Origin of the sequence: Pseudomonas fluorescens (genome assembly GCF_030344995.1) — a bacterium.
Classification (GTDB): domain Bacteria; phylum Pseudomonadota; class Gammaproteobacteria; order Pseudomonadales; family Pseudomonadaceae; genus Aquipseudomonas; species Aquipseudomonas fluorescens_BF.
The window spans coordinates 2,736,972-2,761,193 of sequence record NZ_CP128260.1 but is presented as its reverse complement, the minus strand read 5'-3'; the positions used below and the strand labels follow the sequence as shown (position 1 = coordinate 2,761,193).

Genomic DNA, 24,222 nt, shown 5'->3' with positions numbered 1-24,222 from the left:
GAACAAGGCGCCCAGAGTAGCCACCACTCACCGAACGGTATTGAAGGAAATTACCCCAGCACGCGCAGACCCACTACGCTCTGGCTATGCGATTACTCACGACCTGGAAGTCTGCCCTCGATGATTCTGATTCTGTTGCCCAGCGCCGATTACGACCCCACCGAAAGCAGCGTGCCCTGGCAGGCGATGCGCGACGCGGGCATCGAAGTACGTTTCGCCACCCCACAAGGCTTGCCTGCCCATGCCGATCCACGGTTGGTGGAAATCGGCTTCGGCCCGTTGAGTTCGATGCTGATGACGCGCAAGGCCGATCTGGACAGTTACAAGCAGATGATCGAGTCCGACGCGTTCAGGCAGCCGCTGGCGTATGCCGATGTCGACACAAACCGGTTTGACGGTCTGCTGATCCCCGGCGGTCATGCCAAGGGGATGCGCACGCTGCTGGAATCGACGCAGGCCCGGCAGATCGCCCTGCAGTTTTTCAAGGCCGAAAAACCCGTGGCGGCGGTGTGTCATGGCGTGCTGTTGCTGGCGCGCACGCTCGACCCCGACACCGGGCGTTCGGTGTTGTTCGGGCGCAAGGTCACGGCGTTGCTCGCGGCCACCATGGAGTTGCCGGCGTGGCTGATGACCTCGTTCTGGCTGGGGCGTTATTACCGCACTTACAAGCAGACCGTTCAGGCGGAAGTGACCGCCGCCCTGTCGCGCAGATCCGATTTTGTCCGTGGGCCACTGATCGCCAAGCGAGATAGCGCGCAGGCACCACAAGCGGGATTTGTGGTGCGCGACGGGCAACTGCTGACGGCGCGCTGGCCCGGCGATTGCCATCGATTCGCCGCAGAATGGGTGGCCATGTTGCAGGCCACCCAACGCTGATCCGCTGTTTCAGTCCTGACGCGGCACGGTGAAACGGAACTCGCTGCCCTGCCCCGGCTCACTCTCGGCAACGATCCGCCCGCCATGGGCCTCGACGATGCCTTGCGTGATGTACAGACCCAGCCCGGTGCCGGTCGGATTGCCTTCCTTCACCGTCCAGTAACGGTCGAACACATGCGGCAAGTGATCCTTGGGAATGCCTTCGCCGCTGTCGCGTACCGTGAAAACGATGTCGTCACCAACCGATTTGGCATACACATCGACCGTGCCCAGGCGCGGCGTGAATTTGATCGCGTTGCCGACCAGATTCGACAGCACCTGGAACAGTCGCTCGGGGTCGGCGTGAATGCTCAGGTCAGGATCGGCCTCGAACGAGATGCTGATGTCCTTGTCCAGCGCCAGCGGCGCCAGCAGTGATTGGGCCTCTTCGAACATCTGCGCGACATCGAGTTTCTGCGGCGCGATGGTGTAGCGCCCGGCGTCGATTTTCGAGGTATCGAGCAAGTCCTCCAGCAGCGTGTTCATGCGCCCGGCGGCTTGTTGCATGGTGTCGATCGCGGTCGAGATACGTCGCGAAGTGTGCGGCCCGTCGGAGCTGAAGGCCTTCTGCATCATGCCGCACAGCATGGAAATCACGGTCATCGGGTTGCGCAGATCGTGGGAAACCACAGCGACCAACTCATCGCGGGCACGCACCGCTTCCTGCTCGCGGCGCACCTGGCGGGCCAGGTCGTTTTCCAGTGCCGAGCGGCGCAGATCGTTGGCGGCAAACAGATCGCCGTGGCTCCACTTGGTGGAAATCCCGGCCATTTCGACTTTCCAGATTTCGAACGAGGTACGCGGCCGCAGGCGCAGGCCGGCGTCGGAGTTTTCCAGGTCCAGCGGCTTGCGCGGATCACCGCTCCAGTTGATGTTCTCTTTGACTTCCGGTCGGAACCACAGCACGCCGTTGTCCACCGGTTTGGGCAGGCTCATGGCAAGCACGCCGCTAGCGACCTGCTGATACTGCTCGGCCGGCGGGTAGACGCTGGCCAGGTGATGACTGGCAAACACCGGCTCGCCGCGCTCCTGCAACCATTTGTGCAGGGCGCGAATGTCTTCCGGCTCCGGGCAGTTGCCGTAACGGTGCAATTGCCTGTCTTCGATGATCGCGATGCCGCCGGCATTGGCCAGCGCCATCAGGACCTGCGGTTGGTTGGCCAAGCCATCGAAGACGTTCTGCGGCGAATCGATCATCGCCTGATTGAGCAATGCCAGCGCCTCGACCTTTTCTTCCCGTTGACGGCTGACTTCCAGCGCTTCCATCGCACTGATCTGCAACGACAGCACTTGGCCGATGGTCTGGCACGCCGTGCGCAATTCGTGCGGCACGTGCAGCGGCTGGCGGTTGCCGCAACTGATCAGGCCCCAGAGCCGGTCACCCTTGAGCAGGGAAATACTCATCGAGGACAGCACGCCCATGTTCTTCATGTACTGGCAGTGGATCGGCGACACGCTGCGCAGCGTGGCGAAACTCAGGTCCAGCGGGGTCTCGGTGTCCGGGCGCAACTTGGGCACCAGCGGCACCGGTTGGTAGTCGGCATTCGGGATGATCCGCAGCCAATTGGTGCGGTACAACTCGCGGGCCTGCTCGGGGATGTCGGACGCGGGGAAGAACAAGCCGTTGAAGACTTCCATCGACGGATCGGACGCTTCGGCGATGACCTGACCGTGGCCCTCCTCTTCGAAGCGATAGATCAGCACCCGGTCGTAACCGGTCATGGCCTGGATTTCCTTGACGCTGATGTCGTACAGCGCTTGCAGGCTCTGGGCCTTTTGCAGGCGCGCGAGCATCCGCCCCAGGTGGGTTTCGGTGCCGGCGACGTTGCGCGGCTGGAAGTTTTCGACGTGGATTTCCAGCTCCAGGATCAGCACATCCTGATGCCGGTGCAGCAAGCCTTCGAACGCAGTGCCATTGAGGCGAAAGTGCAGCGGCGGCGCATCGGACCAGGCCGGTTGCTGCAAAGCCTGGCGAACCTGCGCGGCGTGGGCATCGCCGATCAGGCTTTGCAGTGGCTGGCCGATCAGCTCTTGTGCCGGTCGCGCGAGCAAGGTCTCGACGTTGGCGCTGATCTGGATAATCGAAAGGTCTGGCTCGCTCAGGGTCAACAGCAGACCGTGCGGCTGGATCGCGCCGGGAAAGCGGATCGGCTCGTCGGCGCAGTTGGCCAGCAACTCTTCAAAGGCTTCTTTGTCTTGCGGGGTCATACCAGAACCTCCTGGCTTTCGAGCCAGCGCTCGAAACAGCTGAATGTAGTGTGGGCGGCCGCCACGACGGCTTTACGTTCGTCGGCGTCCATCGGGCGGCTGCCCAGGTATTCGATGAAATCGCGCCAGCGCCGGCCGGTGGCAGCGCCGTAGATGTCCAGAAACGCTGCGCCGTTGTCCGCGCCCAGGCTTAGCCGGGTGGCGATTTCCCGGCGCAGGATCTGCCCGCCGAGGGTCGCGCCTTCCAGCACGTACAGCACGCCCAGGCACGCGGCGGCGGAGTCGATGGCGGGCAACTGGCGGCAGAGCGAAAAGTCCCCGTCGCTTGCACCCAGCGCGTGCAGATCGCGTTGCAGGGTCGGCGCCTTGAGGCGCGAAACCAGATCGAAATCGGCGGGAATTTCGCCGCTGTCCTGCAATGCGCTTTCCAGTGGCTGATAGAAGCCGTAATAGGCGCGCATCAGTCGCTCGAAAGCTTGCAGATCAAGGGTGTCGGAGAAAAAAGGAAGGCGTTTTTCCAGCGCAATGTGCAGTTCGGCCGTGCCGGCGCGCAGATCCTGCAACACCGGTGGTACATGAACCTCGCGGGCCTTTGCTTGCATGTAGTCGCTCGTACAGTGGGCCGCCTGCGGCCATGGGGGAATGGAAAAGCTTGGCGCGAAAGCTTACACGGCAATTGTCCTTTCTGACCCGTCAGATGGATTTTTCTGGGGGATTCATCACCCTGTGACGGTTTCAGAGTTGACGGCCCGGCAGAAAGTTCGAACGGATTCACGCCCGCCCATCGCTGTACCGCGACTCTGCTGCCTGACTGTACGGTTCAGGCCCGCACGCCCGCGTGATAAAAATAGCGCTCCTGCCACCGGAGCCCGCCCCATGGATCTCGCCACCCTCTCCCTGTTTCTGCCCGCCTGTTTCGCCTTGAACATGGCGCCGGGGCCGAACAACCTGCTGTCAGTCAGCAACGCCACCCGCTACGGCTATCGTCGCGCCTGCGTGGCCGGTGTCGGTCGGTTGTTGGCGTTTGCCGGGATGATCGCCCTCGCGGCGGCGGGGCTGGCGGTGGTGCTGCAAACGTCCGAGCTGTTGTTCTATGGGATCAAGATTGTTGGCGCGGGGTATCTGCTGTACCTGGCGTGGCAGCTGTGGCGGGCCAATCCTGCTGCCGAAGACGCGGTTGCAGCGCCGGCGAGCGGGCTTCTGGCCCTGGCGCGTCAGGAGTTTTTAGTGGCAGCAGGCAATCCCAAGGCAATCCTGATCTTCACCGCATTCCTGCCGCAATTCGTCGACCCGACCCGCGCCATCACCCCGCAATTCATGCTGCTGGGCGTGCTGTTTCTGCTGCTGGAATGGATCGCCATCAGCGCCTACGCCTACATGGGCCTGCACATGCGCCGCTGGTTTGCCGAGCCGCGCGGCAAGCGGATTTTCAACCGTTGCTGCGCGGGACTGCTGTCGGCGGCGGCTTCGGTGTTGCTGATGGCCAAACGGGCCTAAGCTTCGGACGGACCTTTGAGCTCGACCTGATTGCCGTCCGGATCGAAGCAGTACAGCGACAGGCCGTTGCCCTCGGCGCCAAAACGGGTGGCGGCCTTGTCGACGGTCAGGCCGCAGGCTTGCAAATGGCTGACCAGTGCCGCTTCATCGAACGGCTCGATGCGCAGGCAGAAGTGATCGACATTGCGCCGTTCGCTGCCGGCAGCGGCGCCACCCTTGCGGCCGATTTCACCGTCGAGGTCGACCAGATCGATCATCGACGTGCCGGCGCGCAGGTGCACCAGACCGAATTTTTCGTTGCGCTTGACCACTTCGGCACCGAAGACCCGGTCGTAAAAATCAATGCTGCGTTGCAGATCGGCAACGCGCAGCACGATGTGATCGATGTGTTGAATCGTGAACGGTGGCATACCTTCATTTCCCGAGTTGTAGCGACCCGATCACTGTAGTGCAGCGGCCCGAAAATTCACTGTCGATTTTTCGGTGGAGCCATCGAATAACTGGTTTTATCCTCGGCCCATGAACATACAGACCGCTGTCCTGCCCCCTCACGCCGAAATGGTTCGCGCCATGCTCGCAAGCGACACTGCCTATGAAGGCGTGTTCTTCACGGCCGTGAAAACCACCGGGATCTTTTGCCGCCCGACCTGCACGGCGCGCAAGCCGAAACCGGAAAACGTCGAGTTCTTCGCCCACGCTGACGAGTGCCTGTCCGCCGGTTATCGCGCGTGTCTGCGCTGCAAACCGCTGGACGCTGCGGCAATTGCCCCGGACTGGGTGCAGCGGCTGTTGAAAGCCGTCGACGCCGATCCGGAGCTGCGCTGGAGCGATGCGCAATTGCTCGCCGAAGGCATCGAACCGCTGAAACTGCGGCGCTGGTTCAAGCAGCATTTCGGCATGACCTTCCATGCGTGGCTGCGCACCCGCCGGCTCGGCATGGCGTTGGGCGGGATCAAGCAAGGCACGTCCATCGACCATGCCGCGTTCGACTCCGGCTATGAATCTCTCAGCGGTTTTCGCGATGCGTTTCAGAAGTCGTTCCACATCACGCCGGGACGCGCGGCAGCCAGCGAGCCGTTACTGTTCACCCGCCTGACCACGCCGTTGGGGCCGATGATCGCCATGGCCGAGCGACGCGGGCTGGTGTTGCTGGAGTTTCTCGACCGCCCGGCGCTGACCCGAGAAGTCGAAGAACTGCAGAACCGCTCCGGCTACGTGGTCGCACCGGGACACAACGCGCATTTGCAGCAGATCGAAAACGAACTGGCGCAGTACTTCGCCGGCAAGCTGAGCGAATTCAGCGTGCCGCTGCACCTGCCGGGCAGCGAGTTTGCCCGTCAGGTCTGGGCCGAACTGCAGCAAATCCCCTACGGCCAAACCAGCACGTACGGCACCATCGCCGCACGGTTGGGCAAACCCGGCGCCAGTCGCGCGGTGGGTCTGGCCAACGGACACAATCGGCTGTCGATCGTGGTGCCATGCCATCGGGTGATCGGTGCGGATGGCTCGCTGACCGGCTATGGTGGTGGGCAACCGCGCAAGGCGTTTTTGCTCCGGCTGGAAAACGCCGCCGTGCAGCTGACGCAACCGTTGGCTTTCTGACACCCCGACACCCACGCCCTCGCGGCTTTCAAATCAATGGATCACTGAAGTTGCCAATACCCGATCCCTATCAACCGGCCAGCGAATTTCTGGCCAGCCTCGATACCGACTGGCGGCACCATATTGCAGCCACCGGCCCTTGTCTGCATCGGCCGCACCCGGCGCGTGATCCCTATGAATCGCTGGTGCGGGCCATCGCCTATCAGCAACTGCACGCCAAGGCCGGAGATGCGATTATCGGTCGGTTGGTGGGGTTGTTTCCTGAACAGTCGTTTCCGCGTCCCGAGCAGATTCTGGCGACGGACTTTGAACGGCTGCGCAGTTGCGGGTTTTCGGCGGGCAAGATTGCGACGATTCAGGGGATTGCTCAGGCAGCCCTGGAAGGTGTGGTGCCGGATTACGCCACGGCGTTGGCGATGGAAGATGAAACCCTGATTGAGCGTTTGGTCAGCCTGCGCGGGGTTGGGCGCTGGACGGTCGAGATGTTGCTGATTTATAGCCTGGAGCGGCCGGATATTCTGCCGGCCGATGATTTTGGCGTGCGCGAAGGCTATCGGCGATTGAAGAGGCTGGAGGTGCAGCCGACGCGCAAGCAGATGATTGAGATCGGGTTGGGGTGGAGTCCGTTTCGGACGGTGGCGGCCTGGTATTTGTGGCGGGTTCCGAAAAGCCCGTCATCCTAGCCCTCTCCCACTGGGAGAGGGGACCGATCGGGGGATATTTCAGATATACGCCGACTAGATCCGGCTATCGGCGCGCTCTGCCTTTGGCTTCTTACGGAAAGATCATCTTCATCTCGCTGTCGGAATAGCTGTAGTTCCAGCGCAGCTCGGTTCCTGCCGGAATATCCTGTGAGGCAAACATCGCGTTCAGGACATATGGCCGGTTGACCAGCCGGTCACCGATCAGCATGTCCGCTTCGACCTTGAAACCGACGGTCTGAACGTTATAGCCGTCCGGCGATTGACGAATCGGTTTGCCCGAGGCGTCGTATTCGAAGTTCGTGTTGATTCGCGAAATGATGTTGTCACCGATGATCACCACCGGCTCTTCAATGAACTTGCCCGGCCCGTAATGCAGGTACATCCCCGCCAGCATGGTGAACGTCTGCTCTTGGCGCCGTATCAGGCGCAGCGGGCTGAGTGTTCCGCCATAAAGGCCCAGTGCTTCGCCTTTGGCGATGCGTCGGTTGGCGACCACCATGTTTTGCCCGATGAGGGCTTTTTCGCCCGGGACTTTCACGTCTGCCTCGGTGAAAATGCGCAGCTCGAGTTTTTCTTCATAGAGTCTGGCCACGTTTTCATAGCCTTCAAACTGGATGTAAGGCTTGATCGGCCCCGAGCGAAATCGCTCACCCGTGGTCAGGGTGGCCAGGGTTTCCAGTTTGCGGATCCGCACCGGCCTGCCAAAGGTATCGCGCAACGGGTATTTACCATTGTTGGCGCGGTGGTAGGAACCCAGGCGATTTCCCAGAAACGAATAGCGAACCTCCTGGCGCATGGTGCCGAGTTCCTGTTCGGTGTAGGGCTTGATCGGCATGGACTCCGAAGCCAGCACGAACTCGTCATCTGAAGAGTCATGGCGCAGCCGTCCTTCATCACCCTCCGGGCGAGACACGGTTTCCAGCGTCGCGTCGGCATCAGTGCGCGGATCGGGGATGCGGTAGCGCTGCGTGGCAAATTCCTCCAGCGGGTGCCAGACCCTGCCGTCGCTGCCGCGTTCCAGAACCGGGCCGGAGGGGTTGAGTTCGCGCGGCAGTCTGGCCCGGAACAGACCGGTCTGCGGATCGGCGCCCACCTGGACAATGCCTTGCCCTGGCACTTCGGCAAACTGACGCCCCTTGAAAGACCTGAAGCCCTCGGCATCGATGTCGGTCAGCCGGCCTGCTGCCGGGACGTGATACGCGTCCAACGGTCGTTGACCAGCCTCGGGGCCCGGGCCCGACTCGATGACTGGCATCGCATCGCGCAAACTGACCGATGGCACAGGGCTGACCCGTCCTCCACCACGGACATTCGGCGTGCTGACGACATCGGGACGCACGTGCGGCGCGGGCGGGGTGACAGGAAACCCGGGCCTGATCGCCGGCCCCGGCGTAGCGCCATCGAGTGAAGGCCTCAGATGTACATCGACCGGGCTTTTGCCCTTGGTTGGCGGTTTGATTGGCATGTTTTCTTCCTTGAATGGTGGCCATCTCAGATCCTGACATCAGCAACTGACAGGACGCCCGGCGTCATTGCCGGTTCAAATCCATGGCGAAAAAACTACCAGACTCCCCGCTGCACACCCACGCCCAAACCGCTTCAAGATGATTCCCGGCGTCCGTTCACAACCCTGACTTCAATCGGCTGAATGCCCGAATCAATGCCCGGTTGAACGCCTTGCCATTGTCGTTCTTGCTATACAGCGAAGCCCTCACCGCCTGCGGCGGATAAGTCCCCGGATCATTGCGGATCGCCGGATCGATCAAACTATCCGCCGCCGTGATCGCGTTGGCGTAGTGAATCGTGTCCGTGATTGGCGCAATCACTTCGGGCGTCATCAGGTAATCCATCAGTGCCAGCCCGGCCTCGGGGTGCGGTGCATCCTTGGGAATGACCATGGCGTCGAACCAGATCAGCGTGCCCTCCTTCGGAATCCGGTAATTCAACTTGAATGGTTTTTTCGCTGCTTCAGCCTGGCCCGCCGCAATGGCGACGTTGCCGTTCCAGGACATCGCCACGCAGGTGTTGCCGTTGGCCAGGTCGCTGATGTTCAGGTCATTGTCGAAGTAGCGGATGTACGGCCGGATCTTCGCCAGCTGCTGCTCGGCGAGTTTCAGGTCATTGAGGCTCTGGCGGTTGATGTCCAGCCCCATGTATTTCATGACCGCCGCGAACACTTCGTTCGGGTCGTTGAGCAGGCTCACCCCGCAATCGGCGAATTTCGACACCACCGCCGGATCGAACAGCATCGCCCAACTGTCCCGTGGCGCGTCCGGCAGGCGCTGCTTCACGGCCTCCTCCTGATAGCCGACGCCGGTGGTGCCCCAGGCGTAGATTCCGGCGTAGCGGTTGCCCGGATCGAACACCGCCATGTGCTGACGGAACTCCTCACCGACCCCGGCAAAGTGCGGAAGCTGCTGCTTGTTCAGGGTCTGGATCGCGCCGCTTTCGATGGCCCGCGACAGGTGCTGGCCGGCGGTCAGCACCAGGTCGTAGCCGCTGCGGCCGGTGAGCAGTTTGGTCTCGACGGTCTCCAGTGAATCGAAGTGATCGGCGACCACCCGAATCCCGGTTTTCGCCTCGAAATTCTTCAGGGTATCCGGGGCCACGTACTCGCCCCAGATATACAGGTTGACCACCGGTTTCGCCGTTTCGGCAGCCTGCACACACAGGGGTGCAAGCACCAGCAATAACGCTTTGCTCAGTTTGTGCAGGCCCATGGTCAGGCTCCTTTTTTCTGGCCGGCGTATTGCGGCATGGTGATGCACGCGACGTTGCCGCCACCGAGCAGGATTTCCCGGGAGTTTTCGATGCCGACGATCTTGTGCTGCGGGAACAGCTCGGCGAGGGTCGCCAGCGCCACCTGATCGTTGCGATCACCGAACAGCGGCACCACGATCGAGCTGTTGCCGGCGTAGTAGTTGATGTACGAGGCACAGATTTTGGTGCCGGCCTGCCGGGTGTGGGTGCTGTCCTGCTGATCGAGGCCTTCGGCTTCTTCGGCGGTCCACTCCAGCACGTCCGGTTGCGGCAACTTGTGCACGATCAGTTCGCGGCCACGGCTGTCGCGGGTGCTGCGCAGGATGTCGTAGGCCTCCTGATAGATTTCCCACTGCGGATCGTCGCGGTTGTCGGTCCATTGCAGCACCACTTCGCCGGGGCGCACGAAGCACGCGAGGTCGTCGACATGGCCGTCGGTTTCGTCGAACTTGCAGCCGCGTGGCAGCCAGATCACTTGCTCGGCGCCGAGGTAATCGGTCAGCCGGCGGGTGACTTCGTCCTTGCCCAGGTGCTGGTTGCGATTGCGGTTGAGCAGGCATTGCTCGGTGGTGAGGATGCTGCCCTGGCCGTCGCTCTGGATGCCGCCGAGTTCGGCAATCAATGGCGCGCGATAGCGGTCGAAGCGTTCGATTTCGAGGATTTTGCTGGCGATCTGGTCGTCCTTGTCCCACGGGTAGTAGAGCCCGCCATCGAGGCCGCCGTAGGCATTGAATTCAAAGTCGACACCACGTACTTCACCGCTTTGGTCGTTGACCACGAAGCACGGGCCGCTGTCGCGGAACCAGGTGTCGTTGCAGGTCATCTCGACCACGCGCACTTGCGGCGGCAACTGCCGGCGGGCGGTGGCGAACTGGGAGGCCGAAGCGCAGACCGTCACCGGTTCGCTGTGGGAGATCGCGGTGACGATCTGCACCCAGACTTTCTGCGCCGGTTTGGCACCGTTGCGCCAGACGTCGGTGCGCTCCGGCCAGCCGAGCCAGCAACCGGACTTGGCTTCGAATTCGCCGGGCAGACGGAAGCCGTCCTGTTTCGGGGTGGTGTCGAGCAAACGTGCCATGGTCAAACCTCGTCGTCGGGATGGGAATGACCTCAGCCTACGGTCGCGGGCCGTCATGCCGCCAACGATGATTATTTCGGAACAGTTGAATTCAATTCATCAATCCGCCAGCTGATCGTTGAACCATTCCAGCATCTGCGCCACCGCCGGACGCTCTAGGCGCACCCGCTCGCAAACCAGCGCGTATTGGCCCAGCGCGGTCATGCTAGAGGTGAACGGTCGCACCAGACGCCCGTTCTGCAAGTCCTCCTGCGCCGTGAGGTTGTCGCCCATCGCCACGCCCTGCCCTTGCGCCGCCGCTTCCAGCGCCAGGCCGGCGTGAGCGAAATACAACTGGCGCTCCGGGCGCAAATCGCCGGCATGGCTGGTGAGCCACGCGGTCCAGGTCTTGCCGTCCTGATCGTCGTGCAGCAAGCAATGGCGGGCCAGGTCCTTCGGGGTTTTCAGAGTGCCCTGATTGAACAGGCCGGGGCTGCACACCGGGAAGAACTGCAACGCCGGCAACGGGCGGACGAAGTACGCGCTGCTGTCGACCGGACCGGTGCCGTAGGTGATCGCCAGATCGATGTCTTCGCCGGGCGCGGTGGCGTCGATCGGTTGCTCGTAGAGGTGCAAGGTGATGTGCGGATAACGCGCGTAGAAATCGGTGAGACGGTTCATCAGCCACTTCTGCGCCAGCTCCGCCGTGACCGCCAGCCGCAACACCGCAAGCGAGGATGGATCGCGCAATTCATCGCAGGCATCGCCGATCAGTTCGAAGGCCTGTTGCAGGCTCTGCATCAGGCGCCCGGCGGCGATGGTCGGTCGAATCTGTCGCCCTTCGCGGATGAACAGCGACACGCCCAGTTGCTCTTCGAGCTGGCGGATCTGATGGCTGACGGCGCTGTCGGTGACGCACAGTTCGGCGGCGGCGCGGCCGAAATGCGCGTGGCGAGCGGCGCATTCGAAGGTTCGCAGGGCGGCCAGTGAAGGTAGTCGGCGCATGGGTTAGGGTCCCTTTTTTGCGGACATGCTGACCGGGCTTTTCATGGGCGTCCAGTTGCACCGCGTTATCGTTCTTCGCGAGCAAGCCCGCTCCCACACTTGAAATGCGTTCCAACTGTGGGAGCGAGCCTGCTCGCGATGGCGGCAGCACATTCACCCCATCTCTTCTAGGCTGAACCGCACCGACAAAAAACACCGGAGGCCACTCATGCACCTCGAAGGCTCCTGCCACTGCGGCGCGGTTTCATTCACGCTCGACAGCGCCCACCCCTACCCTTATCAGCGCTGCTACTGCTCGATCTGCCGCAAGACCCAGGGTGGTGGCGGCTTTGCGATCAACCTCGGCGGCGACGCGGCCAGCCTCAAGGTGCGCGGGCGCAAACACATCACGATCTACCACGCGAGAATGAAAGACGAAAGCGATGCCCGCGCGCACCGCAGCACCGCCGAGCGGCACTTCTGCTCGCTGTGCGGCAGCGGTCTTTGGCTGTTCAGCCCGGAGTGGCCGGAGCTGATCCACCCGTTCGCCTCGGCCATCGACACGCCGTTGCCGGTGCCGCCGGAACACACCCATCTGATGCTCGGCTCGAAAGCGCCGTGGGTCGAAGTGCAGGCAAGCGCGAAGGATCAGCATTTCGAGGTCTACCCCGAAGAATCCATCGCCCAGTGGCACGAACGGCTGAAATTGACCCGGTAGCCGCCTCCACTGTCTTCGACAGTTTCCCGGCGAGCGGTCTACACCTTTTTGATCGGGCTCAGAACAGCTCGCTGAACGGGATGAAACGCAACGGATCACCGAGCTGCAAGGTGCTGTTCTCCGGGATTTCAACCAGCCCGTCGGCCCAGGTCGCGCCGAGCAGAACTCCGGAACTCTGGTTCGGATACAGCGCCGCCTGCCCGCCCTCCAGACGCACGCGCAGGTATTCGCGACGGCTGCCGGGTTTCGGCCAGTCGAAGCCGGCGTTGACAGTGAAGCTCAGCGGCATCACGTCTTCGACGCCTTGAATGCGCAGCAGGTACGGGCGCGCCAACAGGCCGAAGGTCACCAGTGCCGAGGTCGGGTTGCCCGGCAGACCGATCACCGGCACCGTGCCGAAATGGCCAACGGTCAACGGCTTGCCGGGTTTGATTGCGAGCTTCCACAGCAGCGGTTTGCCATTGTCGCGCAGCACCTGGCCGAGGCAATCGGCGTCACCGGCAGACACGCCGCCGGTGGTCAGAATCAGATCGGCCGCCACTTGCAGTTGCTCGAGTTTGAGCCGGGTCTGCGCCGGGCGATCGGGCAGAATCCCGGCGTCGATCACCTCGCAACCTAGCTCGCGCAACCAGTGGTCGAGCAAGGTGCGATTGCTGTTGTAGATGCTGCCGGGACGCAATGGTTGCCCTGGTTCCACCAGCTCATCACCGGTCGACAGCAATGACACGCGCGGACGACGCACCACCGGCAGATGGGTCATGCCCTGCCCTGCGGCGACGGCCAGTTCGAACGGGCCGAGGCGTTTGCCGGCGCGCAGCAAGGTGTCGCCGACACGATTCTCCTGGCCTTGGGCGCGGATGTTCTGGCCGACTTTCAGCGGTTGCAGGAAACGGACGCGGCCGTCTTCGAGCACTTCGACATTTTCCTGCATCTCCACGCAGTTGGCGCCAGTGGGCAACGGCGCTCCGGTGAAAATTCGCGCGCAAGTGCCGGGCAGCAACGCATCCGGCGCCAGCCCGGCGTAGACCCGCTGCGACACGCTCAACGGCTGGCGATGCAGGTCGGCGAGGTTCAAGGCGTAACCGTCCATGGCGCTGTTCGGCCATGGCGGCAGATCGAGGGCGGCGACCAGATCGCTGGCCAGCACACGTCCGCGCGCTTCATTGAGGGGTACCGATTCGCTGTCCGGCAGGCGTTGTTCATCGGCCATCACCAACAGTTGGTCGAGGGCGTTCTCGACCGGCATCAACCCAGGCTTGCTCATCCGCGCGGCCCGCAGGCTTGCACCGGCTTGAGGTGCGGGACGAAGTTGCACGGGCGGTGACGGTTATCCAGTTGTTCGGCAAGGATGCCTTCCCACGCCGTGCGGCAGGCGCCGGTGGAGCCCGGCAGGCAGCACACCAGCGTGCCGTTGGACAGCCCGGCCAGCGCACGGCTTTGCACGGTCGAGGTGCCGATGTCGAGAATCGAGATGGCGCGAAACAGTTCGCCAAAGCCGTCGATCTGCTTGTCCAGCAGGCAGGCCACGGCTTCCGGGGTGCTGTCACGTCCCGTGAAACCGGTGCCTCCGGTGATCAGCACCACTTGAATGTTGTCGTCGGCGATCCACTGCGCAACCTGAGCGCGGATCTTGTACAGGTCGTCCTTGAGCAGGTTGCGCTCACTCAAGGTGTGGCCGGCTTCCAGCAGGCGGCTGACCAGCAACTGGCCGGAGGTGTCGCTGGCGTAATCGCGGGTATCGCTGACCGTCAGCACGGCAATATTCAGGGGAACGAACAAGGCATCCGATTTAACACTCATGGCACTCTCCGGCCGTCGTCAATTCAATGGATGACGAGCCTAAGTGCCGCTTGTGAGGACTGTCTAATCACTCTGGCCAACCACACTATCGACCTGCTCTATCGGTGATTTTTTTCAGCACTTCATTCCCTGTCCGGCCCAATGAAACCGGGCATCATCGAAACCCTCGATAAACTCTTAAACACTGCCGATTGGACGAAAAAAGCCGTCGATGGGATCGTCGTTGCCTGCGCTTTCCGTGCGCCGTACGCATCTGCGTCAATACTCAATCAAAATTCCTTATCGAGCAGGTGCCGTCGTGGACATCAAACAACTCAAGTTCCTGATCGCGCTGGACGAAACCCGCCACTTCGGCCAGGCCGCCGCGCGCTGCCACATCACCCAGCCGACCCTGTCGATGCGCCTGCGCAATCTGGAAGACGAGCTGGATCTGGTGCTGGTCAATCGCGGCCAGCGCTTCGAAGGGTTCACCCAGGCCGGCGAGCGCGTACTGGCCTGGGCCCGCACGCTGCTGGCGGCCCACGACGGGCTGTTTGCCGAAGCCGCGGCCTGTCGCGGGCAACTGGTCGGCAGTCTGCGCTTGGGGCTTGTGCCGCTGAGCAACTTCAATCCGGTCAATTACATTCAGGGTTTGTCCGGGACTTATCCGGAGCTGAAATACAGTCTGTCGTCGCTGAGTTCGGACGAGATCATCGAGGGCCTGGGCAACAATCAGCTGGACTTGGGCGTGTGTTATCTGGACCACGTCAACCCGAACTATTTCGAGTTTTTCGAGATCGGCGAGACCCGCGTCGGCCTGCTCTATGACACCCGTCACTTCCATTTCGAAAGCCCGCAAATGAGCTGGGAAGACGCCGCCGAACTGCCGCTGGGGATGATCACCACCGGCATGCACTACCGCAAATCCATCGACTTGAGTTTCCGCAGTCGCGGGTTGAATCCTCAGCCGATCATGGAAAGCGATTCGACCTATCAACTGCTGCAGGCGATTCACCAGGGTTTCTGCTGCTCGATCATGCCGCTGGACAGCGGGCTGGAAGAACCGATCGAGCACCTGGCCTTCATCAACCTGCCGGATGCCAGCGTGCTCGCACCGCTGGGGCTGGTGATGCGCAAGACCGAGCCGCGTTCGGCGATTGCCGAGAAGTGTTTTGCCGAGGCGCGGAAGATGTTCGGGATCGAGGCGCCTGCCGTTTAACCCCGGTCAAGTTGCCTGAAACGTTGCACTTCGGTGCAGCGTCTTCAGGTTCGCCCACAGTGATCGACCAAGCCAATCACTGCATCGGAACAAGCGATTGGACGCACTTTTCCCTGCCCCGTAGCCTGAACCCACTTCAGCGCTTCGGGGATTTTCAAGATGCTGTGCCAAGTTGAACAACTCATCGAACCGGGCGACGCCAACGCCCCCGCGCCACAACCGGCGCAAGTGGCGTACCGCGAATACCTCGACGACGCGCCGGTGTCCCACGCGGCGTTGGCAGCCGAAATCGCTTTGGCCATCAGCTACAACGGCCTGAACCAAGCGGTGATGATGGTCTCGCCAGGCAACATCGAAGACTTCATTCGCGGCTTCAGCCTGAGCAACGCCATCGTCGACCGCCTCGACGATATCCATGACATCCGCCTGACCCATTTCGACCAGGCCTGTCAGGCCGATGTGCAGATTTCCAGCCGCGCCTTCTGGGCCCTGAAGGATCACCGGCGGCAGATGGCGGGCACCAGCGGTTGTGGCCTCTGCGGCGTGGAAGCCCTTGAGCAGGCGCTGCCGCAACTGGAAATCCTGACCCCGACGTCGCTGCCACCGGCCGCGCATTTCGACGGCATCCGCCAGCGCATCGAACAGGCCCAGCAACTGGCCCGCAGCAGCGGTGCCCTGCACGCGGCGTTGTACTTCGACGCCGACGGCGAAGCGCTGCTGTGCCGCGAAGACATCGGCCGCCACAACGCCCTCGACAAACTGATCGGCGCCTTGCAATTCGAAGGCCTCGATGCGCGTCAGGGCTTCGTCGTGGTCACCAGCCGTTGCAGCCTCGAACTGATCCACAAAGCCGTGCGCGCCCGCCTCGGCACCCTCGTCAGCCTGTCCGCCCCCACCGCGCTGACCGTGCGCTGGGCGCTCAAGCACCGCTTGAATCTGATACACGTCCCGCACCGCAACGCCCCGCGAATCTACAGCCCGATCCAGGAGCCCACCGCATGAGCAACACCCTCACCCACCTCGACGATCAGGGCCGCGCCAACATGGTCGACGTCAGCGAAAAAGCCGCGACCCGCCGCGAAGCCACTGCGCAAGCCTGGGTGCAGATGCGCCCGGAAACCCTGCAAATGATCCAGTCCAACGGCCACCCCAAGGGCGACGTGTTCGCCGTGGCGCGGATCGCCGGGATTCAGGCCGCCAAACGCACCCACGAGTTGATTCCGCTGTGTCATGCGCTGCTGCTCAGCTCGATCCACGTCGAGCTCAAGGCCTGCGAGCCGGACCGCGTGCAGATCACCAGCACCTGCCGCCTCACCGGCCAGACCGGCGTCGAACTCGAAGCCCTGACCGCCGCCAGCGTCGCCGCGCTGACCATCTATGACATGTGCAAAGCGGTGGACCGGGCGATGGTCATCGGCGACATCCGCCTGCTGAGCAAACAGGGCGGCCGCTCAGGGCACTTTCAATGGGAGAACCCGCAATGATTCTGATCAACTACTTCGCCAGCTACCGTGACCGGCTCAATCTGGGCGGGGAAAAGATTCCGGCCAGCGACACCCTCGCTTGTGTCGAAGACGTGCGGCAGATGCTGATGCAGCGCGGCGATGTGTGGCGTGAAGTGCTCGGCGCCGGCAACCTGATGTGCGCGGTGAATCAGGAGCTGTGCCAGCCGGATCAAGCTATTGAGGATTTCGACGAGATCGCGTTTTTCCCGCCAGTCACGGGGGGTTGAGGCATGGGTATTCGAGTCCAGCGTAAAGGCTTCGATGCCGGTCAGTTGATTGCCGACCTGCATGCGCGCAATCCACGGGTGGGCGCGGTGGTGAATTTCATTGGTTACGTGCGGGATCTGAACGTCGGGCAGTCGGTGACCGAACTGTTTCTGGAGCACTATCCGGGCATGACCGAGAAGGCTCTGGAGCAGATTGCCGAACAGGCTCGCGAGCGTTGGCCGCTGATGGCGGTGGAGATTGTGCATCGGGTCGGCGCGCTGTCGGTGACCGAGCCGATCGTGTTTGTTGGCGTCAGCAGCAAGCATCGGCATGCGGCGTTCGAGGCCTGTGCGTTCATCATGGATGTGCTGAAGACGCGGGCGCCGTTCTGGAAGCGTGAGACTACGCCTGAGGGGGCGCATTGGGTCGAGGCGCGGGAGAGTGATCAGAATGCGGCGGTTCGCTGGAGTTTGGCGCATGCCTGACGATCGAAAGGCCCTCATCGGAACGCCGCCCGCCTATCCCTCTCCCAAAGGGAGAGGGGACCGGTCGGGGGATGCTGGGGAAATACGCCGACCTGAACGTATAGCGTTGAATCCGAATGCCGGTCTGAACGTATAGGACTGAATCCGGATGCCAGTCTGAGGGCAGTGTACTGAATCCATAATCGACTCGATTCTTCAGGTCGATGTATGACGCAAGACACCTCGGTCGGCTCCCTCTCCCTCCGGGCGGTCCGACGTTTCGGGAGGGCTGGGGTGAGGGCTGCAATCCGGATACCACTCCTTAACAAAAGCCTGATTAGATAGCCGCTCCACCACAATTCAATCCGGGAGCCAAACTTGAGCGAACCGCCAAAGGACCTGCCCCGCCCAAACCCCATCCCCCTGCGCCAAATCTGGCCCTTCTGGCTCAAACTCGGCTGCATCGGCTTCGGCGGCCCCGCTGGGCAGATCGCGATCATGCATCAGGAACTGGTGGAGCGCCGGCGCTGGATTTCTGAACGACGCTTCCTGCATGCACTCAATTACTGCATGTTGCTGCCAGGCCCCGAGGCCCAGCAGCTGGCGACCTACATCGGCTGGCTGCTGCACCGCACCCGTGGCGGTGTGTTGGCAGGCGCATTGTTTGTGCTGCCGTCGCTGCTGATTCTGATTGCCCTGTCCTGGGTGTACATCGCGTTTGGCGACGTGCCGGCGGTGGCCGGGATTTTTTACGGGATCAAACCGGCAGTGACCGCGATCGTGTTGCACGCGGCCCATCGCATCGGTTCGCGAGCCTTGAAAAACAGCTGGCTGTGGGCAATTGCCGGGGCCGCGTTCGTGGCGATTTTTTCCTTCAATGTGCCGTTCCCGCTGATCGTGCTCGGTGCAGCATTGATCGGCTATTTCGGCGGACGCTGGGCCCCACAGCGCTTCAGCAACGGCGGCCATCGCGGCAGCGAAAAGTCCTTCGGCCCGGCACTGATCGATGACGATACCCCGCCACCCGAGCATGCACGGTTCAGCCTGCCGAGGGTGCTGCGTCTGGTGCTGATCGGTGCGTTGCTGTGGTGTCTGCCGATGGCACTGCTGACGATGTTGTTCGGTTGGGACGGCACCTTCACGCAAATGGGCTGGTTCTTCACCAAAGCGGCGCTGCTCACTTTCGGCGGCGCCTACGCCGTGCTGCCCTACGTGTATCAAGGCGCGGTCGGGCATTACGGCTGGCTGACGCCGACGCAGATGATCGACGGCCTGGCCCTGGGCGAAACCACGCCGGGGCCGCTGATCATGGTGGTGGCGTTTGTCGGGTTCGTCGGCGCTTACGTGCAACCGACGTTCGGCCCGGAACACGCGTTCGCCGCCGGCGCGCTGGCCGCGACGCTGGTGACCTGGTTCACCTTCCTGCCTTCGTTTCTGTTCATCCTCGCCGGTGGGCCCTTGGTGGAGTCGACGCACAACGAACTGAAATTCACCGCACCGCTGACGGCGATCACGGCAGCGGTGGTCGGAGTGATCCTGAATCTGGCGTGTTTCTTTGCTTACCACGTGTTCTGGCCCGTCGGTTTTGCCGGTCAGCCCGATGTTTTCTCGATCCTGCTGGCGTTGGTGGCCGCCCTCGCCCTGTTCTTTTTCAAGCGCGGCGTGATCGAGGTGTTGATCGTTTGCGCCCTCGTCGGGCTGGGGTTTTACCTGCTGCGCTGAACCAGGGTGCACGCCACCGCTCGCGGAATCAGGCGTTTACTTATCCGGGGATTCCCCCTTACTATCCAGCCACACCGGCATGGCGGGACACTCCCGCCGCCGACGTTTTCCGCCAACGGAAACACGCGTCATGAGCACGTCACTACAACAATCAGAATCGTTGAACGTCTCTGCACCGTGCGCCCTCCTTCACAGGAGTCGCGCATGAATCGCATCGTCAATCTCCCCATGGCCCTGAGCCGCTCCAAGCTGCGTCACTCCGCACGCCCGCCGGATATCTGCCTGCCCGTCTGATCGCGCCGTTAAAAATCGCGACAGCTCCCCCTCTTTTTTCGATATCCCTGCCAGGACGCCCGCGCCTTTTGCCGAGCTGCGTCCGGCCCGAATCTGCGCGCCTGTGCGGCGCCATCGTGAGTGATTGATTATGAAATTCGCAGCCATTGAAGACGCACGCAATTTTCTGGATCAGAACCCCGACATCGACATGATCGAGCTGTTCATCCTCGACGCCAATGGCGTGCCGCGCGGCAAGCTGTTGCACCGCGAGGAACTGCTCGCCGTGTACGAAAGCGGCCGCCCGCTGCCGAGCACCATCCTCGGCCTGACCGTGCATGGCGAGGACGTAGAAAACTCCGGTCTGGTGTGGGACGTCGGCGATATCGACTGCCGCGCCTACCCGCTGGAAGGCAGTCTGGTGCGCCTGCCGTGGCGGCAGATTCCCACCGCTGCGGTGCAGGTCAGCATGCATCCGGAACAAGGCATGCCGGCGAGCATCGCCGACCCGCGTCACCTGTTGATCAAGGTCATCGACCGCTTGAAAGCCGAGGGTTACCACCCGGTGATGGCCTGCGAGCTGGAGTTCTACCTGCTCGACGCCAAACGCGATCACAACGGTCGTCCGCAACCGGCACTGGATGCCGACGGTGGTCGACCGCGACACACCCAGGTCTACGGTTTGCGTGAACTGGAACAGATCGAACCGTTCCTCGCCGACCTCTACAGCGCCTGCAAACTGCACGGCATTCCGGCGCGCACGGCGATCTCGGAATACGCGCCGGGCCAGGTGGAAATCACCCTCGAACACGGCGATGCGCTGGAGGCCATGGACCAGGCCGTGCGCTACAAGCGACTGGTCAAAGCCGTGGCGCACAAGCACGGAATGCAGGCGACGTTCATGGCCAAGCCGTTCGATCACCTCGCGGGCACCGGCATGCACATGCACGTCAGCCTCGCCGATGCCGAGGGGCGCAATCTGTTTGCTTCCGAAGACCCGGCGGGCACTCCGCTGCTGCGCACGGCGATTGGCGGGATGCTCGCCTCGTTGCTCGATTCGCTGCTGCTGTTTTGCCCGAACGCCAACTCCTACCGCCGCTTCCAGGCCAACAGCTACGCGCCGCTGGCGCCGACCTGGGGCGTCGACAACCGCACTGTCAGCCTGCGCGTGCCGGGTGGCCCGGCCAACACCCGGCATATCGAACACCGCATCTGCGGCGCCGATGCCAACCCGTATCTGGCAGCGACGGCGATCCTGGCGGGTATTCATCGCGGCATAAAAGAGGACATCGATCCGGGTGAACCGGTGGAAGGCAACGGTTACGCGCAGGCAAAGGAATTGCTGCCGACCGACTGGCTGACCTCGCTCACAGCATTGGAAAATTCGGCTTGGGCGCGGGATGCGTTGGGGCAGGAATTCCTCGGGGTGTATCTGGCAGTGAAACGTGCGGAATACCGGCAGTTCATGGCCGAAGTGGGTGAGCAGGACTGGCGCTGGTACCTGACCGAAGCGTAAAGATCAAACACTGAACCTGTGGGAGCTGGCTTGCCAGCGATGGGGTCGGCACATTCAGCATCTCTGGTGACTGACACTCCGCCATCGCTGGCAAGCCAGCTCCCACAAGGACTGCACTCTGCTTCCCGAATTTTGTGTGGACACTGAAATGACTCAACGCAGCAATTCCTACTACACCGCCACCCTCAACCGCGACACCGACTACCCGACCCTGCAAGGTCGGCACAAGGTCGATGTGGTGATCATCGGCGGCGGTTTCACCGGCGTCGCCACCGCCGTCGAACTGGTCGAAAAAGGCCTGAAAGTCGCCATCGTCGAAAGCCACAAGATCGGCTGGGGCGCTACCGGGCGCAATGGCGGACAGGTGACCGGCAGCCTGTCCGGCGACGGCGCGATGCGCAAACAGATGCGCAACACCTTGGGCGATGAGGTCGACGATTTCATCTGGCACCTGCGCTGGCGCGGCCACGAAATCATCAAACAGCGGGTCGAGAAATACGCGATCGAGTGCGACCTCAAACACGGTCATTTGCATGCCGCCTACAAGCCGAGCCACATGGCCGGTTTGCGCAGCGACTACGACGAAGCCGTGCGTCGCGGCATGGGTGATGAGGTCAGCCTGCTCGATCGCAGCCAGGTGCGGGATCTGCTGCAAAGCGACCTCTATCACGGCGCAATCAAGAACACCCGCAACATGCACCTGCACCCGCTCAACCTGTGCATCGGTGAAGCGCGGGCGGCGGAAAGCCTCGGCGCGCTGATCTTCGAAAACAGCGAAGTGCTGGAGATCATTCATGGCGACAACCCCGGCGTGCGCACGGCCCACGGCCAGATCGACGCCAATCAGGTGCTGCTGGCCGGCGACGTCTACCACAAGCTCGAACCGGGGCAGCTCAAGGGCAAGATCTTCCCGGCCATGGGCGGCATCGTCACCACCGAACCGCTGGGGGATCTGGCCAAGCAGATCAACCCCGAAGACCTCGCCGTTTACGACTGCCGCTTCGTCCTCGACTACTACCGCCTCACCGCCGACGGCCGCCTGCTGTTCGGCGGCGGCGCCAACTACAGCGGCAAGGACTCACGGGACATCGCCGGCGAACTGCGCCCGTGTATCGAACAGACGTTCCCGGCGCTCAAAGGGGTGAAGATCGATTACCAGTGGAGCTGCGCGATGGGCATCGTCATCAACCGCATCCCGCAACTGGGCAAGCTCTCGGACAACGTCTGGTATTGCCAGGGCTACTCCGGCCACGGCATCGCCACGACGCACATCATGGGCGAGATCATGAGCCGGGCAATCACCGGGCAGATGCAGCAGTTCGACACATTTGCCGCGTGCTCGCACATTCGCGTACCGATGGGCGATCTGCTGGGAAATCCGATGCTCGCGGCGGGCATGTGGTACTACCAGATGCTGGAAAAACTGCGCTGATCGAACGGGCCCCATCGCCAGTGATGGGGCCTTTTTTTGCCGCAAAACCTCAGTCAGGCAACTGCTCCACCTCAATCCCCAACCGCCGATAATCCTCGACACTCCCCGACGCCACATGCCGTTCGGTAATCAGCGTATGCAGACGCTCGCATGGCGCGACCACAAACGGCTCCACCGCGCCAAGCTTGTCCGCCGTTGTCACGGCAATCACCCGCGCCGCACAGTCCAGCAGCGCCTGTTTCACCGGCACTTCATCGAAATGCAGCGAGGTGATGCCCACCTCCGGATGAATCGCACAGACCCCGGTAATCGCCAGATCCGCCTTGATCCCCGACAGCAACCGCAGCGCCTCATGACCGCCAGCCGACATGGTTTTCGGATTCAGTTGCCCGCCCGCCAGAATCACTTTGATGCCCGGATACTCGGACAACGCAATCGCCGTCATCGGTGACGCCGTGACCGCCGTGAGGCTGATGTCCCTGGGCAACGAGCGCGCCACCTGCAACGAAGTGGAACCGGAGTCGAACATCACCGTCTGCCCGTTCCGCACCTGCTGCGCCGCCAATTGCGCCAAACGGATTTTCACTTCGTCGATCTCGTCCAGCCGGGTGAAGTAATCCTTGCCGGTGTCCTTGGGCCTCGGCAGCGCGCCGCCATGCACCCGCTGCACCAGTCCGGCGTTATCCAGCTCGGCGAGATCGCGGCGGATGGTGTCTTCGGACACCGCAAAATGCTGGCTCAACTCGGACGCCATGACCTTGCCGTCACGTTCGAGGATCAGAAGGATTTTCTGCCGGCGCAGGGAAGGAAGCTCGGAAGCGCAATGATCGTGCATGGTTTTGCCTGTTTGTGCTTTTAATTGCAGGTTTGCGCGAGCTTAGCCAGACAAACCTGCAAACACAACGCCGGTATCAATGGCTTCGATCATTGGAATCACGAAGCCGAATTTTTTCTTTAGACCCGACCCCGGCAGAATGGCCCCACTTTCAAAAGGACCAGGATGAACACCCCATGAACCTCAATTTCGCTTTCGCCTGCATGGTCGTTGTATCGTTTGCCATCGCGCTCGGGCATGCCTGATCGAAGGCCATTGCTGAAAAGCGCACCTTCATTCCGTTACCACCCGTGCCTTGCGCACGAACAGCGCATGCACCTTGTCCCAGAAGTTGCCGCCCAGCACAAAAAAGCTGCCGACGAACATCAAGTCGCCCAGCGCCTGCATCTGCCAGAGGTTGGGCCGCACGCCGGGGAAGAAGTTGTCGAAATACGGTTCCAGGAAGGACGACAGCAGCGGCAGGCAGAACATCACCACGCCGATCTTGTGACGCATTGGGCTGACTTCGGCCACCGGGGTCGGAATCACGCCGGAAATATAGTGGCCGATCGTGCGCTTGAGTTCGGCGAACCCGGCCTTGCCCATCACCGCAATCACCAGCAGCAACAGCACTTTATTGCTGATGAACAACACTCCGGTCAGCGCCGCGACTTTCGAGCCCGGCACGTCGAGGGCGGCGGCAATCGGCACCATCAGCCACGAACCGAGCATCAGGCAGATGATTGCCACACCGACCTTGAAACGCCAGCTGGCGCTGGCGGGGGCAAGCGGTTCTTGAGCAGTGTCCATGGCTTCCTACCTTTTCGTCGGGGGCGGTTCAGTGAA

The 24,222-nt window shown here is 62.2% G+C and carries 23 protein-coding genes and 1 pseudogene; 13 read left to right on the top strand and 11 right to left on the bottom strand.

The window, feature by feature from the left end; genetic code table 11:
• Window positions 1–120: 120 nt before the first annotated feature.
• On the top strand, window positions 121–876 hold the full coding sequence (locus tag QR290_RS12555; RefSeq protein WP_289205055.1) for a type 1 glutamine amidotransferase domain-containing protein: 756 nt from the start codon (window positions 121–123) through the stop codon (window positions 874–876).
• Between the two features lie 9 nt (window positions 877–885).
• Here the strand turns inward: QR290_RS12555 and QR290_RS12550 are convergent, their stop codons facing one another.
• Complete coding sequence (locus QR290_RS12550; RefSeq protein ID WP_289205054.1) at window positions 886–3,123, bottom strand: ATP-binding protein; 2,238 nt, start codon at window positions 3,121–3,123, stop codon at window positions 886–888.
• Window positions 3,120–3,725, bottom strand: a complete 606-nt coding sequence (locus QR290_RS12545; RefSeq protein ID WP_289205053.1) for a biliverdin-producing heme oxygenase — start codon at window positions 3,723–3,725, stop codon at window positions 3,120–3,122. Before QR290_RS12545 ends, QR290_RS12550 begins: the two co-directional genes overlap by 4 nt.
• A gap of 274 nt (window positions 3,726–3,999) precedes the next feature.
• On the opposite strand from QR290_RS12545, the gene QR290_RS12540 reads away from it, so the two are divergent.
• Window positions 4,000–4,620, top strand: a complete 621-nt coding sequence (locus QR290_RS12540) for a LysE family translocator (RefSeq protein ID WP_289205052.1) — start codon at window positions 4,000–4,002, stop codon at window positions 4,618–4,620.
• On the opposite strand, the gene QR290_RS12535 is transcribed toward QR290_RS12540, so the two are convergent.
• Complete coding sequence (locus tag QR290_RS12535; RefSeq protein ID WP_289205051.1) at window positions 4,617–5,030, bottom strand: VOC family protein; 414 nt, start codon at window positions 5,028–5,030, stop codon at window positions 4,617–4,619. The genes QR290_RS12540 and QR290_RS12535 overlap by 4 nt on opposite strands.
• Before the next feature lie 109 nt (window positions 5,031–5,139).
• Between QR290_RS12535 and QR290_RS12530 the strand changes: the two genes are divergently transcribed.
• Both QR290_RS12530 and QR290_RS12525 read left to right on the top strand, forming a co-directional pair.
• Window positions 5,140–6,222, top strand: coding sequence for a bifunctional transcriptional activator/DNA repair enzyme AdaA (locus QR290_RS12530; protein WP_289205050.1), 1,083 nt, complete (start codon window positions 5,140–5,142; stop codon window positions 6,220–6,222).
• 56 nt (window positions 6,223–6,278) lie between these two features.
• Window positions 6,279–6,905, top strand: coding sequence for a DNA-3-methyladenine glycosylase family protein (locus tag QR290_RS12525; protein ID WP_289205289.1), 627 nt, complete (start codon window positions 6,279–6,281; stop codon window positions 6,903–6,905).
• Window positions 6,906–6,996: 91 nt separating this feature from the next.
• On the opposite strand, the gene QR290_RS12520 is transcribed toward QR290_RS12525, so the two are convergent.
• From QR290_RS12520 to QR290_RS12505, 4 genes and pseudogenes are all read right to left on the bottom strand, one after another.
• Window positions 6,997–8,391, bottom strand: coding sequence for a hypothetical protein (locus QR290_RS12520; RefSeq protein ID WP_289205049.1), 1,395 nt, complete (start codon window positions 8,389–8,391; stop codon window positions 6,997–6,999).
• Between the two features lie 157 nt (window positions 8,392–8,548).
• On the bottom strand, window positions 8,549–9,646 hold the full coding sequence (locus QR290_RS12515; RefSeq protein ID WP_289205048.1) for an extracellular solute-binding protein: 1,098 nt from the start codon (window positions 9,644–9,646) through the stop codon (window positions 8,549–8,551).
• Between the two features lie 2 nt (window positions 9,647–9,648).
• Window positions 9,649–10,692, bottom strand: a pseudogene (gene aguA / locus QR290_RS12510) (agmatine deiminase); the annotation flags it as partial.
• A gap of 171 nt (window positions 10,693–10,863) precedes the next feature.
• Complete coding sequence (locus QR290_RS12505; protein WP_207985767.1) at window positions 10,864–11,748, bottom strand: LysR substrate-binding domain-containing protein; 885 nt, start codon at window positions 11,746–11,748, stop codon at window positions 10,864–10,866.
• A 208-nt stretch (window positions 11,749–11,956) separates the two neighbouring features.
• Between QR290_RS12505 and QR290_RS12500 the strand changes: the two genes are divergently transcribed.
• Window positions 11,957–12,445, top strand: coding sequence for a GFA family protein (locus QR290_RS12500; RefSeq protein ID WP_289205047.1), 489 nt, complete (start codon window positions 11,957–11,959; stop codon window positions 12,443–12,445).
• Window positions 12,446–12,503: 58 nt separating this feature from the next.
• Here QR290_RS12500 and QR290_RS12495 read toward each other — a convergent pair whose 3' ends face one another.
• Together QR290_RS12495 and moaB are read right to left on the bottom strand one after the other, a co-directional pair.
• Window positions 12,504–13,709 (bottom strand): molybdopterin molybdotransferase MoeA, encoded by a 1,206-nt coding sequence (locus QR290_RS12495; RefSeq protein ID WP_289205046.1) that lies wholly within the window; start codon window positions 13,707–13,709, stop codon window positions 12,504–12,506.
• A complete protein-coding gene (gene moaB / locus QR290_RS12490; RefSeq protein WP_085608999.1) occupies window positions 13,706–14,245 on the bottom strand; it encodes a molybdenum cofactor biosynthesis protein B in 540 nt (179 codons plus the stop codon). Before moaB ends, QR290_RS12495 begins: the two co-directional genes overlap by 4 nt.
• Window positions 14,246–14,543: 298 nt before the next feature.
• On the opposite strand from moaB, the gene QR290_RS12485 reads away from it, so the two are divergent.
• The 8 genes from QR290_RS12485 (at window position 14,544) to QR290_RS12450 (ending at window position 22,562) form a co-directional block, all read left to right on the top strand.
• Window positions 14,544–15,443 carry a LysR family transcriptional regulator gene (locus tag QR290_RS12485; RefSeq protein WP_289205045.1) on the top strand — a complete coding sequence of 300 codons (900 nt, stop codon included), beginning with the start codon at window positions 14,544–14,546 and terminating at the stop codon, window positions 15,441–15,443.
• Window positions 15,444–15,602: 159 nt separating this feature from the next.
• Complete coding sequence (fdhD, locus tag QR290_RS12480) at window positions 15,603–16,445, top strand: formate dehydrogenase accessory sulfurtransferase FdhD (protein WP_115077383.1); 843 nt, start codon at window positions 15,603–15,605, stop codon at window positions 16,443–16,445.
• Window positions 16,442–16,927, top strand: coding sequence for a cyclic pyranopterin monophosphate synthase MoaC (gene moaC / locus QR290_RS12475; protein ID WP_007957031.1), 486 nt, complete (start codon window positions 16,442–16,444; stop codon window positions 16,925–16,927). The genes fdhD and moaC overlap by 4 nt, the downstream gene beginning before the upstream one ends.
• On the top strand, window positions 16,924–17,175 hold the full coding sequence (locus tag QR290_RS12470) for a MoaD/ThiS family protein (protein ID WP_007957033.1): 252 nt from the start codon (window positions 16,924–16,926) through the stop codon (window positions 17,173–17,175). The genes moaC and QR290_RS12470 overlap by 4 nt, the downstream gene beginning before the upstream one ends.
• Before the next feature lie 3 nt (window positions 17,176–17,178).
• Window positions 17,179–17,640: a molybdopterin synthase catalytic subunit MoaE gene (moaE, locus tag QR290_RS12465; protein ID WP_289205044.1), complete on the top strand. Its 462-nt coding sequence runs from the start codon at window positions 17,179–17,181 to the stop codon at window positions 17,638–17,640.
• Between the two features lie 357 nt (window positions 17,641–17,997).
• The gene (chrA, locus tag QR290_RS12460; protein WP_289205043.1) at window positions 17,998–19,341 is read left to right on the top strand and encodes a chromate efflux transporter; all 1,344 of its coding nucleotides are present in this window, start codon (window positions 17,998–18,000) and stop codon (window positions 19,339–19,341) included.
• Between the two features lie 424 nt (window positions 19,342–19,765).
• Complete coding sequence (locus QR290_RS12455; protein WP_289205042.1) at window positions 19,766–21,130, top strand: glutamine synthetase family protein; 1,365 nt, start codon at window positions 19,766–19,768, stop codon at window positions 21,128–21,130.
• A gap of 148 nt (window positions 21,131–21,278) precedes the next feature.
• A complete protein-coding gene (locus tag QR290_RS12450; RefSeq protein ID WP_289205041.1) occupies window positions 21,279–22,562 on the top strand; it encodes an NAD(P)/FAD-dependent oxidoreductase in 1,284 nt (427 codons plus the stop codon).
• Between the two features lie 49 nt (window positions 22,563–22,611).
• On the opposite strand, the gene QR290_RS12445 is transcribed toward QR290_RS12450, so the two are convergent.
• A complete protein-coding gene (locus tag QR290_RS12445; RefSeq protein WP_289205040.1) occupies window positions 22,612–23,397 on the bottom strand; it encodes a DeoR/GlpR family DNA-binding transcription regulator in 786 nt (261 codons plus the stop codon).
• Window positions 23,398–23,670: 273 nt separating this feature from the next.
• Window positions 23,671–24,186, bottom strand: a complete 516-nt coding sequence (locus QR290_RS12440) for a transporter suffix domain-containing protein (protein WP_289205039.1) — start codon at window positions 24,184–24,186, stop codon at window positions 23,671–23,673.
• Between the last annotated feature and the right edge of the window lie 36 nt (window positions 24,187–24,222).